Raw genomic sequence first — 13,369 nt, 5'->3', positions numbered from 1 at the left:
TGCTTCGGATTGTTTGCGGGCGTGGTGTTGGCCAGAGGCCCAATCAACTCTCCAAGCGGGAAAAGGAAGCGGCCGGGAACCTTGATGACTACGGGTACAAACCCGATCCCGGCACGGTCGCCGGCCGCTGGTCTCCCGGACGGGCGTGTCCGGGAGACCACCCAAACTCTACCACCAAAGCAAACAAACAATCCCGGCCGCAGGCGAAGCCGGAGAGCCGGGATCCATTGGTACCCTCAGCGGGTGCGAGGTGGACGGGCGCGGCCACCCCCACGGCTGTCATACCTGCGAAGGCAGGTATCCAGTATCCGCCGGGCGTGTGGGTTTTCGCTCCAACCTCTCTCCTCGTCATTCCGGACGAGGCCGGAGGCCGACGATCCGGGACCGGCGAGCCGCAGCGGGTGTGGGGACGGTCGGTCGTATGCGCCGATGGGCCGCTCTCCGATCCCGGCTCGGCGCTGGTGCGCCGTCCGGGAGGACGCGGGGAGGGCACCCCGTCGCGGGCGCTGCTCACCCCCCTCTGTCGGCTGCGCCGACATCTCCCCCTCAAGGGGGGAGAAGAGTGCGTGGGGCATGGCCGGCGTGTTTCGCTGCCGCTCTGGCAGCCAATAGCCCCCCGTCCGCTCGGCAACACGCCCTCCACCCCCATCCCACCCAAAATCCCCTTTGACTCTCGCTCGTCTTCAAAATATGAAAATGACGTCAGTTTTATTTATGAGGTCGCCGCCATGCTGCGTGCCGTGCCCCTGAAGGGGGAGGATCAGGTGCTGTTCTATCCGCAGGCTCTTGCCGCGCGCGCCGCCGGGCGGCCCAAGGGCGAGCGCACGCGCGCCCAGATCCAGGCGGCCGCCTGTGCCGTGCTCGACCGGCAGGGGCCGCAGGACTTCACCGTCTCCGCCGTGTGCGAGGCGGCGGGGATCTCCAACGGCACCTTCTACATCTACTTCGCCGACCGAACCGTGCTGCTGGACGAGCTGCTGGTCGGCTTCGTCGGCTTCCTGCAGGCGGCGATGCGGGTGGCCGGCTCCGCCCATCCGGAAGACCCGGTGCGCGCGGCGACCAGCGCCTATGTCGAGCTGTTCCGCCGCAATCCCGGCCTGATGCGCTGCCTCGTCCATCATCTCGACACGCTGCCGCAGGCGCGCGAGGCGTTTCACCGGCTGAACCGCGACTGGCTGGAAACCGTGGTCGCGGCGGTCGAGCGCCGGCTGATGCGCCTCGGGCGCGGCGAGGCGGTGGACCGCGACGAGCTGCTGCGCCGCGCCTATGCGCTCGGCGGCATGGTCGACCAGTATCTGTCCGCCCTCATCCTGTCGCAGGACCCGGCGCTGGTCGCGATCTCGGCCAGCGACGAGGCTGTCATCGACACATTGACCCTCATCTGGAAGCGGGGAATGAGCCTATGAGCACGCTGGCGCGGGCGGACTTCGCGTCCGCCGAGGATCTGCGGCCGCATCTTGAGGCCGCCTGGGAGCGGCAGCGGGCGCATGTGATGGCGAACTCGCCCTTCTACCGCGCCCTGTGGCAGGGCGAGGCGCCTCCGCGCGCCCTTGCGGACCTCTCCCGCCTGCCGCTGTCCGACAAGTCGCAACTGCGCCTGTCGCAGGCCGCCCATCCGCCCTTCGGCGATTATCTCGCCGCCCCGCGCGACACCGTGCGCCGGATGCACCGCACCTCCGGCACCACGGGACAGGCGATGAACCTTGCCCTGTCGGCCCGCGACACCCGCATCACCCAGGAGATCGGCGGCCGCTGCCAGAGCGCGGCGGGCCTCGGCCCCGGCCACACGGTGGTGCACTGCCTCAATTACCAGATGTGGATGGGCGGGCTGACCGACCACCTGACGCTGGAGGAGACCGGGGCGACCGTCGTGCCCTTCGGCGTCGGCTCGACCGAGCTGCTGGTGCGCACGATCCTGGAGGTCAGGGTAACCGCGATCTCCTGCACGCCGTCCTATCCGGCGGTGCTGGAACGGGTGATCGCGGAGAAGTTCCCCGGCCTTGCCCCGCGCGATCTCGGCCTGAAGCTCGGCCTTTTCGGCGGCGAGCCGGGCGTCGACGACCCCGCCTTCCGCGCCCGCATGACCGCGACCTGGGGCCTGCAGCCGCGCAATTCCAACTATGGCGTCTCCGACGTCTTCTGCAATTTCGCCTCCGAATGCGAGCACGACACGCATCTACATTTCATGGCGGCCGACGTGCTGCATGCCGAGCTGATCGACCCGGACAGCGGCGCGCCGAAGGCCCTGGAGGCGGGCGAGAGCGGCGAGCTGGTGCTCACCCATCTGGTGCGCGACTGCCAGCCGCTGGTGCGCTTCCGCACCGGCGACATCATCCGCGTCGCTGCGACCGCGCCGTGTTCCTGCGGGCGCACAGGCTTCCGCTTTTCCGTCGTCGGCCGCTCCGATGACATGGTGGTGGTGCGCGGGCTCAACATGTTCCCGACCATGGTCGCGGCGGTGCTCAACTCCTTTGCCGAGCTGTCGGGCGAATACCGCATCCGCCTCGCGTCGCCGCCGCCCTACGACACGCTGCCGGTGGAGGCGGAGCTGGCGCAGGGCGCGGCGGACACAGTGGAACTTGCCGCCCGGGTGGCGGGTGAGATCAAGGCACGGCTCGGCGCCAGTGCCAGCGTCACGCTGCTGCCTGCCGGCAGCCTGCCGCGCACCGAAGGCAAGACGCGCCGCGTCATAAGGGGGGACCAATGACCGATTTCACCTACAAGACCGTGCTGAGTACGCTCGGCGAGGGCGGGGTGCGCACCATCGCCCTCAACCGGCCGCAAAGCCTCAACGCCATGAACCGGCAGCTGATCGACGATGTCGCGCGCGCCTTCGACGATGCCAACCGCGACCCGCAAACCCGCGCGATCCTCTTCACCGGCGCCGGCAAGGCGTTCTGTGCCGGCGACGACCGGCGCGAGCATGTCCACCCGGAAACGGAGGAGGCCGCGCGCGATCTCGTCCTCGCCATCCAGCGGTCGACCCATGCCATCTCCTTCGGTCCGAAGCCGGTGGTCGGCGCGATCCACGGCTGGGCTGTCGGCGGCGGCTTCGAATGGGCGATCAATTGCGACTTCCCCGTATGGGCTAAGGGGGCGAAGGCCTTCTTCCCGGAAGTCTCGCTGAACGTCTTCGTCACCGGTGCGGTGACGGCGCTGCTGCCGGCGCTGGTCGGATTGATGAAGGCGCGCGAGATGCTGTTTCTGGGTGAGCGCTACACGGCGGCTGAGCTCGGCAGGCTGGGCCTTGCCCACAAGGTGGTGGCGGACGACGCGCTGCTGGCGGAAGCTGAGGCGCTGGCCCGGCGGCTTGCCGAGCTGCCGCCGCTCGCCGTGCGGGCGATGAAGCGGGTGCTCAACGCGGTTGCCGCCGGCGATCTTCACCGGGCGCTCGATCTGGAAACCGAGGCGACGGTCGCCGGCTTCCTCGATCCGGAGACCACCCGCCGGATCTCCGCCTTTTGAGCGCGACCCGGCGGCCTGTCTTGAAAAGCGTTTGCGGTCAGAGGCTTCGGATCGCCCCGCCGTCGACGCGCACGCGGCTGCCGGTGACATAGGACGCGCGCTCGGACGCCAGGAACACCACCATGTCGGCGAATTCCTGCGGCCGGCCGTAGCGCCCTGCCGGGATCGAGGCGGCGGACGCCTTGGCGATCTCTTCCACGCTCTTGCCCGTGCGCTTGGCGGCGGCCGCGTCCAGCTCGTCGACGCGGGCGGTGTGGATGCGGCCCGGCACCACCATGTTGACGGTGACGCCGTCGCCCGCGACCTCGCTTGCCAGCGTCTTCGACCAGGCCAGCACCGCGGCGCGGATGCCGTTCGACATGGCAAGGTTGGGGATCGGCTGTTCGACGCCGGACGAGCCGATGGTGATCACCCGGCCGAAGCCGCGCTCGCGCATCGGCGGCACCAGCTTCGAGGTGATGTGGAAGAGGCTCGCTGCCATCGCCGAGAAATTGGCGGTCCAGGCGGCATGGTCTGCGGCCAGCGCCGTTCCGGGCGGCGGGCCGCCGGCATTGTTGATCAGGATGTCGACCCCGCCATCGGCCAGGATCGCCTCCAGCGTGCCGTCGATCGAGGCGATGTCGGCAAGGTCGATGCGCAGCGGGGTGATGTCGCAGTCCGGCATCGCGGCGGCCCATTCGGCAATCGCCGGTTCGTTGCGGGCGGCGGCGATCACGCGGACGCCCTCGCGGGCCAGCGTTTCGGCGATGGCCCGGCCGAGGCCGCGGCTGGCTCCAAGGACGAGGGCGCGTTTGCCCTTCAGGCCGAGATCCATCAGTTGAGCTCCTTCAGGCGTTTTTCGAGACGGGCCATCAGCCGGTCGACCTCGGCCCGCGACAGCGGATCGAGGGCGGCGCCCGGCTTGCGCAGGGTCGGGTTGGCGAGCACGCCGCGCCGGTAGAGGACGTATTTGCGGATGGCAAGGCCGAGGCCCGGCTGCTGCTCGAAGCGGGCGAGCGGCAGATAGGCGTCGAACAGGTCGCGCGCCCGCTCCATGTCGCCCTTCGCGTGGTTCTCGACGACGCCCGTCATCATCTCCGGATAGGCGAAGCCGGTCATCGCCCCGTCGGCGCCGCGCTCCATCTCCTCGGGCAGGAAGACGCCGCCATTGCCGCACAGGATCGACACCCGGCGGGCGGTCGCCCCCTCCTTGCGCAGCGCCGTGATCTTGGCCAGGCCGGGCCAGTCCTCGTGCTTCAGGCACACGCAGGTGGGGATATCTTTGATGATGCGGGCGATCACCGGCACGGACATCTGCACGCCGGTGGTCAGCGGGAAGTCCTGCAGCACGAAGGGGACATCTCCGATCATCTCGGCCGCCTGCTCGTAATAGCCGGCGATCTGGTCGTCGGTACGAAGGCTGCCCGGCGGGGCGATCATCACGCCGGCGGCGCCGTCGTCCATCACCCGGCCCGTCAGCGCCTGCATCTGGGCGAAGCCCGGCGACGACACGCCGACGACGATCGGCACGCGCCCGTCGACACGCTTCAACACCCGGTTGACGATGGTCGCGGACTCGTCGGTCGTCAGCTTCGGCGCCTCGCCCATCACGCCCAGGAGGGTCAGGCCGGTGGCTCCCGCCTCCAGGTAGAAGTCGACCATCCGGTCGCAGCCGTCGAGGTCGAGCGCGCCGGTCTCGGTGAAGGGGGTGACGGCGATCAGGTAGACGCCGCGGGCACTTTCGTCCAGTCGGGCCATGATGTCCTTCCGCATGAGGTGAATTGAGACGGGATTCTCGAATTTCAGCGATTTCGAGACGGAATTTCGCAAAATTCCGCGCAAAATTTGCAAAGCCCCGCCAAGGCCCCACAAGAGGCTGCGGGCCGTGGACAGGTCGGCAGGCCGGCGGGGAGTTCCGTGCCCGGCCGGCCTCGGGGAAGGGGATGGTAGGCCGCGGGCGGCAGGAGTCAATTGCGGGCAAGCCTCTGCCCTGAAACAAAAAAGGCGCGGCGGAAGAACCGCCGCGCCTTTCGGGTTTCTTGCGCCGGCGAGCGGGGAGAACCCCGGTCGCCGGCGAGGACAACCTTGCTGTCAGCGCAGGTCGAAGCGGTCCGCGTTCATCACCTTGTTCCAGGCGGCGACGAAGTCGCGGGCGAACTTCTCCTTGGCATCGTGCTGGCCGTAGACCTCCGAGAGGGCGCGCAGCTGCGAGTTCGAGCCGAACACCAGATCGACGCGGGTGCCGGTCCACTTGGGGGTGCCGGTGGCCCGGTCGGAGCCCTCGAACACGTCCTGCTTATCCGACACCGGCTTCCACTTTGTCCCCATGTCGAGCAGGTTCACAAAGAAGTCGTTGGTGAGGGTGCCCGGACGGTCGGTGAAGACGCCGTGGGTCGAACCGCCGTGGTTGATGCCCAGCACGCGCAGGCCGCCGATCAGCACGGTCATTTCCGGCGCGGTCAGGGTCAGCAGTTCGGCGCGGTCGAGCAGCGCCTCTTCCGGCGACAGGACCGAACGGTCCGAGACGTAGTTGCGGAAGCCGTCGGCGGCGGGCTCCAGCACGTCGAAGGACTCGACGTCGGTCTGCTCGGCGCTCGCGTCGGTGCGGCCCGGCGCGAACGGCACGGTCACCTCGAGGCCGGCGTCCCTGGCGGCCTTCTCGACGCCGGCACCGCCGGCCAGCACGATCAGGTCGGCGAGGGACACCTTCTTGCCGCCCGTCTGGGCCGCGTTGAAGGTCGAGCGGATGTCCTCAAGCTTCGCCAGCACCTTGGAGAGCTGGGCCGGCTGGTTGACCTCCCAGTCCTTCTGCGGGGCCAGGCGGATACGTGCGCCGTTGGCGCCGCCGCGCTTGTCGGAGCCGCGGAAGGTCGAAGCCGAGGCCCAGGCGGTCGAGATCAGCTCGGACACGCTGAGGCCGGAGGCCAGGACCTTGGCCTTGAGCTCAGCGACGTCCGCATCGTTCACCAGCGGATGGTCGACGGCCGGGATCGGGTCCTGCCACAGCAGCTCCTCTGCCGGAACCTCCGGGCCGAGGTAGCGCGACTTCGGGCCCATGTCGCGGTGGGTCAGCTTGAACCAGGCGCGGGCGAAGGTGTCGGCGAACTCGGCCGGGTTTTCCAGGAAGCGGCGGGCGATCGGCTCGTAGATCGGGTCGAAGCGCAGGGCGAGGTCCGCCGTCGTCATCATCGGGCGATGCTTCTTCGACGGGTCGTGGGCGTCGACGATCATGTCTTCTTCGTCGACGTCCTTGGCCAGCCACATCTTGGCGCCCGCCGGGCTCTTGACCAGCTCCCACTCGTATTTGAACAGGACCTTCAGGTAGCCCATGTCCCAGGTCGTCGGGTTCGGCTTCCAGGCACCCTCGATGCCGCTGGAAATGGTGTCGCCGGCCAGGCCCGAGGCAAAGCGGCTGGTCCAGCCGAGGCCCATGTCCTCAAGGCTTCCGCCCTCCGGCTCGGAGCTGAGCAGTGCGGCATCGCCCGCACCGTGGCACTTGCCGAAAGTGTGGCCGCCGGCCACCAGGGCGACGGTTTCCTCGTCGTTCATGGCCATGCGGGCGAAGGTCACGCGAATGTCGCGGCCCGAGGCGACCGGATCCGGATTGCCGTCCGGGCCTTCCGGGTTGACGTAGATGAGGCCCATCTGCACCGCGGCGAGCGGGTTCTCCAGGTCGCGTTCGCCGGAATAGCGGCTGTTCGGCTTGTCGCTGGTGGCGAGCCACTCGGCTTCGGCGCCCCAGTAGACGAACTCTTCCGGCTCCCAGGTGTCGGCGCGGCCGCCGGCAAAGCCGAAGGTCTTGAAGCCCATGCTCTCCAGCGCGACGTTGCCGGCCAGGATCATCAGGTCGGCCCAGGACAGCTTGTCGCCGTACTTCTGCTTGACCGGCCACAGCAGGCGGCGGGCCTTGTCGAGGTTGACGTTGTCCGGCCAGCTGTTCAGCGGGGCGAAACGCTGCTGGCCGTTGCCGCCGCCGCCGCGACCGTCGAAGGTGCGGTAGGTGCCGGCGCTATGCCAGGCCATGCGGATGAAGAGCGGGCCGTAATGGCCCCAGTCGGCCGGCCACCAGGGCTGGCTGTCGGTCATCAGCGCGGTCAGGTCGGCCTTGACGGCCGCCAGGTCGAGCTTCTTGAACTCCTCGGCGTAGTCGAAGCCGGTGCCCATCGGATTGGACAGCGAAGAGTTCTGGTGCAGGGCGCGCAGGTTGAGCTGGTTGGGCCACCAGTTCTGCCGGACGCGGGCCGTGTTGTGAACAACCGGGCATTTGCCGGCGGTGTCGAAATCGGGTCTGTCCATGTCTCTCACTCGTCAGGTTGTAAATGACTGCCTGAGAAGGAGAAAATCATGGCGTGCAGCGCGGTGATCCGCCCTGCGACCCGCATGGCGACCCTGTCGCGCTGCCATGCACTCTCCCTCTCGAGGTCGTCCCGAAGCACTGCATGCCGGGAGGGACGACGATCCTTCCAGGCCCGGTGGCACGCCATTGCGCGCGGCCCGGATCCGTTGCGCCAGCGGGGCGCCAAGGTCGTCGCTTCTCATCCTCGCATGGGCACTATGCCTCAGCTGCTTCATTAATTTAAGTTGTATTTTTTGATTGTGACGATAGTTTTTTATTATGAGAAATCTCACACTCAAGCAGCTGCGCTATTTCCGGGCGCTGGCCGAGCACGGCCATTTCGGCCGGGCGGCGGAAGCCTGCGCGATTTCCCAGCCGGCGCTCTCCGTACAGATCCGCGATCTGGAGGACTCGCTCGGCACGGAGCTGTTCGAGCGCACGGCGCGGCAGGTCCGGCTGACGGCGTTCGGCGAGGAATTCGCCAGCCGTGTCAGCGACATCTTGCAGGCGGTGGACGAACTCGGCGATCTCGCCCGCGCCTCGCGCGACCGGCTGGCCGGGCGCCTGCGCATCGGCATCATCCCGACCATCGCGCCCTATCTGCTGCCGGCGGTGATCGCCCGGCTGACCCGCGCCAACGAGGGGCTGGACATCCATGTGCGCGAGACGGTGACCTCGCGGCTGGTGCAGGAACTTGCCGAGGGGCGCCTCGACACGGCCATCGTGGCGCTGCCGGTCTCCGAGCCGGCCCTTACCGAAGTGGCGCTGTTTTCCGAGACTTTCGTCCTGGTGCGCCCGACGGAGGACGAAGGCAAGCCGGTGCCCAACCGCGAAGCCTTGCGCGAGATGCGGCTGCTGTTGCTGGAGGAGGGGCACTGTTTCCGCGAGCAGGCGCTCTCCTTCTGCAATCTCGGCTCGGCGCAACCGCGCGAGCTGATGGACGGCAGCTCGCTGTCGACGCTCGTCCAGATGGTCAGTGCCGGCATCGGCGTGACCTTGATCCCCGAAATGGCGCTGCCGGTGGAGACCCGCTCGGCCTCCGTTTCGGTCTCGCGCTTCGACGAGCCGCAGCCCTCGCGCACCATCGGCATGATCTGGCGCAAGGCGAGCCCGCTTGCCCGCCAGCTGCAGCAGATCGCCGATGCGGTGCGCCAGACCGCGCAGGACATGCGGGCCCGGCCGCTGCCGGACCCGCTGGGGTCTTCCGCCGATATGCCCGTCAGCGGATGAACTTGTCCACGGCCTGATTGAACGTGTCGGGATCGATCTCGGCCAGCCCGTGGCTGCCGCCCTCGATCACCAGCAGCTCGCCCTGCGGCAGCAGCTTCACGGCCTTCTCCGCCGAGGCGGCAATCGGCACTATCTGGTCGTCGGAACCATGGATGACCAGCGTCGGCACGTCGATCTTCTTCAGATCTTCAGTGTAATCCACTTCCGAGAACTCGCGGATGCAGTCGTAGTGGCCCTTGATGCTGCCGGCCATGCCCTGCAGCCAGAATTTCTCCTGCATGCCGGGCACTTTCGGCGCGCCGTCGCGGTTGAGACCGTAGAACGGTGTCGTCAGGTCGAGGAAGAACTGCGCGCGGTTCTTGGCGGTTCCTTCGCGAATGCTGTCGAATACGTCCATCGGCGTGCCTTCCGGGTTGCTGTCCGACTTCAGCATCACCGGCGGCACGGCGCCGACCAGCACGACGCGGGCGACCCGGGCCGTGCCGTGGCGGCCGACATAGCGGGCGACCTCGCCGCCGCCGGTGGAATGACCGATCAGGATCGCATCCTTGAGGTCGAGATGCTCGGTCAGCTCGGCCAGATCGTCGGCATAGCGGTCCATGTTATTCCCGTCCCACGGCTGGGAGGAGCGGCCGTGGCCGCGCCGGTCATGGGCGATGACCCGGTAGCCGTTCATGCCGAAGAACAGCATCTGCGCGTCCCAGGCATCGCCCGACAGCGGCCAGCCATGGGAGAAGAGGATCGGCTGGCCGGAGCCCCAGTCCTTGTAGAAGATCTCGGTGCCGTCGCTGGTGGTCAAGGTGCTCATTTGCTTGCCTCTTCAGGTGTGGGTGGGTCGAGGGTCAGGTAGTGGCGGACCTGCGGCGGGCTGTCGCCCGTGTGGAAGCGCTGGACCTCCTGTTGCAGGTCGGCATCGTGGCCGGCGACACGGCGGTGCTGGCGCAGATGCTCGGCCCAGGACGAGACGAGGAACCACTCCAGCAGCACGCCGGGCTCGGCGATATCCTCGGTGATGCCCCAGGCGAAGGCGCCGTCGCGGCGCCGCGAGCCGGCGAGCCGATGGACCGCGTTCAGGAAGGCGGGGCGGTTCTCGGCTGGGACCTGATAGGCGATGGTGATCAGCACCGGACCGCGGTCGGCCTCGAGATTTTCGGCAAGGTCGCCGGCGACCAGAGGCTCGGGCCAGTGGTTCGAGGGGGTGAGGTCCGCTTCGCCGCGCGGCAGGCGGATCCGGTGGAAGATCACCCCGGCAAGGGCGAGGGCTATGGCTGCGGCGATCAGTGCGGCGGCAATGCCGAAGAGCTGCGCGACGCCGCCCCAGGCGAGACTGCCGAGCGTCATTGCGCCATTGAAAACAGTGAGATAGACGGCAAGCGCGCGGCCGCGCACCCAGTCGGGCAGGACCGACTGGGCCGTGCCGTTCAGCGTCGTCAGGGCGGTTATCCACGCCGCGCCCAGCAGGGCGAGCAGGGCAAGCGCTGCCTGCTGCGGCGGGCCTAGGGCGAGTGCCAGCATGACCGCACCGGCGATGAGCGAGGCGGCCAGCAGCAGGGCGTCGGCGTCGAGACGGGCGCGCAGGCGCGGCAGCAGGATCGCGCCGCCGATGGCGCCGAGACCGACGGCGCCGAGCAGCAGACCGTAGAGGCCCGAACCGCCGCCCAGCAGCTCGCGGGTGACGAGCGGCAGCAGGGCCCAGACGGCGCTGGCGCACAGGAAGAACACGGCGGCACGCAGCAGCACCACATGCAGTTCCCGGCTCTGGCGCGCGTAGCGCAGGCCGGCGCGGAAGGCGCCGCCGAAATGCTCGGCCAGCGGATCGCTGCCCTTCGCCTTGCGCGGCCACCAGGCCAGTGCGGCGACGACGAGCACGTAGCTGAGCACGTCGACACCGTAGGTGATCGTGGTGCCGGCGGCGGTGAGCAACAGGCCGCCGGCGGCAGGGCCGACGGCGCGGGCGATGTTGATGCCGAGCGAGTTGAGCGCGACGGCGGCCTTCATCTGCGGACGTTCGACGAGCTCGGGCACGATGGCCTGCCAGGTCGGCGCCATCAGGGCCGCGCCCGTGCCGCCGAGAAAGGTGAGGGCGACGAGCGCGGTCAGCGACATGGCGCCAAAGGCCGACAGCAGCATCAAGGAGAGGCTGACGAGGCCGAGAAACACCTGCACGACGATCAGGAACCGGCGGCGGTCGAGAATGTCGGACAGGACCCCGGCGGGGATGGCGAGCAGGAACACCGGCAAGGTGGCGGCGGCCTGTACGGTGGCGATGGCGGCGGGCGAGGCGCTGAGGTCGGTGGCGATCCAGGCGCTGGCCGTGTCGCGGATGAAGCTGCCGACATTGCCGACGACGGTGGCAACCCACAACACCAGGAAGACGCGCCCTGCAAGCGGGGCGAAGGCGCCGGGGGCGGACGCGGCGGAAGCGGGAGAGGGAGCGGAGGGCTTGCTCATCCGCATCACATCCAGCAGGCGCAGCCGAGCGCGCCGAAGAAACCCTTGAGGTCGCCGACCGGCAGCGCCGCACCCCAGGCGCGGGCATGGTCGTGGCCGTGCACCTGGCAGGCGCTGGCGCAGCCGCAGCCGGCCGCCGCTGTGCGCGCAAGGCCCGCGTCGGGCTTGTCCGCCGCCCAGGCCGCGAAGCCGCCGTAGCGCCGCACGGGCGACCAGTCGGGCATCGCAGGCGGCAGCGGGTTGTCGTCGAGGGCGGCGAAGTCGCCGGAGCCCCAGACGACGCGGCCGCCGACCATCGTCAGGTCCGAGACGAGATGCGACAGCTCGGCCTCGGGAACCGAGAAATAGTCGCGGTCGGGCACCATGAGGTCGGCGAGATAGCCCGGCGCGATGCGGCCGCGCCGGCCTTCGTCATTGCTGAACCAGGCGACCTTCTCGCTCCACATGCGAAGGGCGGTCTCGCGGTCGAGGCAGTTCGCCGCCGGCGTCACCCGCAGGCCGCCGACCGTGCGGCCCGTGACCATCCAGGCGATGGAGACCCAGGGGTTGTAGGAGGCGACGCGGGTGGCGTCCGACCCGGCCGAGACGTTGACGCCCTTTTCCAGCATGCGGGCGATCGGCGGGGTGGCGGCTGCTGCCGCCGCGCCGTAGCGCTCGACGAAATATTCGCCCTGATAGGCCATGCGGTGCTGGGTGGCGATGCCGCCGCCGAGCGCGGCGACCCGGTCGATGGAGCGCTCCGAGATCGTCTCCGCGTGGTCGAACATCCAGTTGAGGCCGGCCAGCGGGATGTCGCGGTCGACCTTCTCGAAGACGTCGAGGGCGCGCGAGATCGTCTCGTCATAGGTGGCGTGCAGCCGCCAGGGCCAGCGGTTCTCGGCGAGGATGCGCACGACCTCCTCGAGCTCGTCCTCCATGCTCTCGGCCATGTCCGGCCGGGGCTGGCGGAAGTCCTCGAAGTCGGCGGCGGAGAAGACCAGCATCTCGCCGGCGCCGTTGTGGCGGAAATAGTCGTCGCCCTGGCGGTATTTGACCGAGCGGGTCCAGGCGAGGAAGTCCTCCTTCTCCTCGCCCGGCTTCTGGGTGAAGAGGTTGTAGGCGAGGCGCACGGTCATCTGCCCGGCCTCGGCCAGGGTGCGGATGATCTCGTAATCCTCGGGATAGTTCTGAAAGCCGCCGCCGGCGTCGATCACGCCGGTGATGCCGAGCCGGTTGAGCTCGCGCATGAAATGGCGGGTGGAGTTGAGCTGGTATTCGGGCGGCAGCTTCGGCCCCTTCGCCAGGGTCGAATAGAGGATGCCGGCATTGGGCTTGGCCAGCAGCAGGCCGGTCGGGTTGCCTTGCGCGTCGCGCTGGATCTCGCCGCCCGGCGGATTGGGCGTGTCGCGGTCGTAGCCGACGGCGCGCAGGGCTGCTGCGTTCAGCAAGGCGCGGTCGTAGAGATGCAGCAGGAAGACCGGCGTGTCGGGCGCGGCGGCGTTGATCTCGTCCAGCGTCGGCAGGCGCTTTTCGGCAAACTGGTGCTCGGTGAAGCCGCCGATGACGCGAACCCATTGCGGTGGCGGCGTGATGGCGACCTGGGCGCGCAGCATGGCCATGGCGTCGGCGAGCGAGGTCACCCCGTCCCAGCGCAGCTCCATGTTGAAGTTGAGGCCGCCGCGCACGACGTGGGTGTGGTTGTCGATGAGGCCCGGCAGCACCCTTCGGCGCTGCAGGTCGATGCGGCGGGTCTGCGGTCCGGCGAGCGCGAGGATCGCGGCGTCCTCGCCGACGGCGGTGAAGGCGCCGCCGCGGATCGCCAGGGCCGAGACCTCCGGCCGGGTGCGGTCGAGCGTGGTGACGCGGCCGTTGTAGAGGACGAGATCGGGTGTCATGGCGTGGCCTCGCGTCGGGTCGTGGATCGGGACG

10 protein-coding genes are annotated in these 13,369 nt (G+C 68.9%); 4 read left to right on the top strand and 6 right to left on the bottom strand.

Annotated features, from left to right (window positions below; translation table 11 throughout):
- The first annotated feature begins 728 nt into the window (after positions 1–728).
- From GH266_RS04310 to GH266_RS04300, 3 genes are read left to right on the top strand one after another with little or no spacing between them, the layout of a single operon-like run.
- Positions 729–1,406, top strand: coding sequence for a TetR/AcrR family transcriptional regulator (locus GH266_RS04310; RefSeq protein WP_158192805.1), 678 nt, complete (start codon positions 729–731; stop codon positions 1,404–1,406).
- Complete coding sequence (locus GH266_RS04305; RefSeq protein WP_158192804.1) at positions 1,403–2,707, top strand: phenylacetate--CoA ligase family protein; 1,305 nt, start codon at positions 1,403–1,405, stop codon at positions 2,705–2,707. The genes GH266_RS04310 and GH266_RS04305 overlap by 4 nt, the downstream gene beginning before the upstream one ends.
- Positions 2,704–3,465: an enoyl-CoA hydratase/isomerase family protein gene (locus GH266_RS04300; protein ID WP_158192803.1), complete on the top strand. Its 762-nt coding sequence runs from the start codon at positions 2,704–2,706 to the stop codon at positions 3,463–3,465. Before GH266_RS04305 ends, GH266_RS04300 begins: the two co-directional genes overlap by 4 nt.
- 37 nt (positions 3,466–3,502) lie before the next feature.
- On the opposite strand, the gene GH266_RS04295 is transcribed toward GH266_RS04300, so the two are convergent.
- From GH266_RS04295 to katG, 3 genes are all read right to left on the bottom strand, one after another.
- Entirely contained in the window at positions 3,503–4,279 is a 777-nt protein-coding gene (locus GH266_RS04295) for an SDR family oxidoreductase (RefSeq protein WP_158192802.1), read from the bottom strand.
- A complete protein-coding gene (locus GH266_RS04290) occupies positions 4,279–5,202 on the bottom strand; it encodes a dihydrodipicolinate synthase family protein (RefSeq protein WP_158192801.1) in 924 nt (307 codons plus the stop codon). Before GH266_RS04290 ends, GH266_RS04295 begins: the two co-directional genes overlap by 1 nt.
- Positions 5,203–5,535: 333 nt before the next feature.
- Positions 5,536–7,740: a catalase/peroxidase HPI gene (gene katG, locus GH266_RS04285; RefSeq protein WP_158192800.1), complete on the bottom strand. Its 2,205-nt coding sequence runs from the start codon at positions 7,738–7,740 to the stop codon at positions 5,536–5,538.
- A gap of 319 nt (positions 7,741–8,059) precedes the next feature.
- Here katG and GH266_RS04280 point away from each other — a divergent pair, with 319 nt between their 5' ends.
- Entirely contained in the window at positions 8,060–9,010 is a 951-nt protein-coding gene (locus tag GH266_RS04280; RefSeq protein ID WP_158192799.1) for a LysR substrate-binding domain-containing protein, read from the top strand.
- Here GH266_RS04280 and GH266_RS04275 read toward each other — a convergent pair.
- From GH266_RS04275 to GH266_RS04265, 3 genes are read right to left on the bottom strand one after another with little or no spacing between them, the layout of a single operon-like run.
- Entirely contained in the window at positions 9,000–9,818 is an 819-nt protein-coding gene (locus GH266_RS04275) for an alpha/beta fold hydrolase (protein WP_158192798.1), read from the bottom strand. The two genes, GH266_RS04280 and GH266_RS04275, sit on opposite strands and share 11 nt — an antisense overlap.
- A complete protein-coding gene (locus tag GH266_RS04270) occupies positions 9,815–11,461 on the bottom strand; it encodes an MFS transporter (protein WP_158192797.1) in 1,647 nt (548 codons plus the stop codon). Before GH266_RS04270 ends, GH266_RS04275 begins: the two co-directional genes overlap by 4 nt.
- 5 nt (positions 11,462–11,466) lie before the next feature.
- Complete coding sequence (locus GH266_RS04265) at positions 11,467–13,335, bottom strand: amidohydrolase (protein WP_158192796.1); 1,869 nt, start codon at positions 13,333–13,335, stop codon at positions 11,467–11,469.
- Positions 13,336–13,369: the final 34 nt, after the last annotated feature.

The sequence above is a fragment of the Stappia indica genome (assembly GCF_009789575.1).
GTDB classification, from domain to species: Bacteria; Pseudomonadota; Alphaproteobacteria; order Rhizobiales; family Stappiaceae; genus Stappia; species Stappia indica_A.
Note: the sequence above shows the minus strand (reverse complement) of the source record. Positions and strands in the feature narration are given on the sequence as shown.

Bases quoted from the DNA above. Each gene is read 5' to 3' on its own strand.
- GH266_RS04270 (WP_158192797.1), bottom strand. From the start codon at position 11,461: ATGAGCAAGCCCTCCGCTCCCTCTCCCGCTTCCGCCGCGTCCGCCCCC.
- GH266_RS04275 (WP_158192798.1), bottom strand. From the start codon at position 9,818: ATGAGCACCTTGACCACCAGCGACGGCACCGAGATCTTCTACAAGGAC.
- GH266_RS04290 (WP_158192801.1), bottom strand. From the start codon at position 5,202: ATGGCCCGACTGGACGAAAGTGCCCGCGGCGTCTACCTGATCGCCGTC.
- GH266_RS04305 (WP_158192804.1), top strand. From the start codon at position 1,403: ATGAGCACGCTGGCGCGGGCGGACTTCGCGTCCGCCGAGGATCTGCGG.
- GH266_RS04280 (WP_158192799.1), top strand. From the start codon at position 8,060: ATGAGAAATCTCACACTCAAGCAGCTGCGCTATTTCCGGGCGCTGGCC.
- GH266_RS04265 (WP_158192796.1), bottom strand. From the start codon at position 13,335: ATGACACCCGATCTCGTCCTCTACAACGGCCGCGTCACCACGCTCGAC.
- katG (WP_158192800.1), bottom strand. From the start codon at position 7,740: ATGGACAGACCCGATTTCGACACCGCCGGCAAATGCCCGGTTGTTCAC.
- GH266_RS04300 (WP_158192803.1), top strand. From the start codon at position 2,704: ATGACCGATTTCACCTACAAGACCGTGCTGAGTACGCTCGGCGAGGGC.
- GH266_RS04310 (WP_158192805.1), top strand. From the start codon at position 729: ATGCTGCGTGCCGTGCCCCTGAAGGGGGAGGATCAGGTGCTGTTCTAT.
- GH266_RS04295 (WP_158192802.1), bottom strand. From the start codon at position 4,279: ATGGATCTCGGCCTGAAGGGCAAACGCGCCCTCGTCCTTGGAGCCAGC.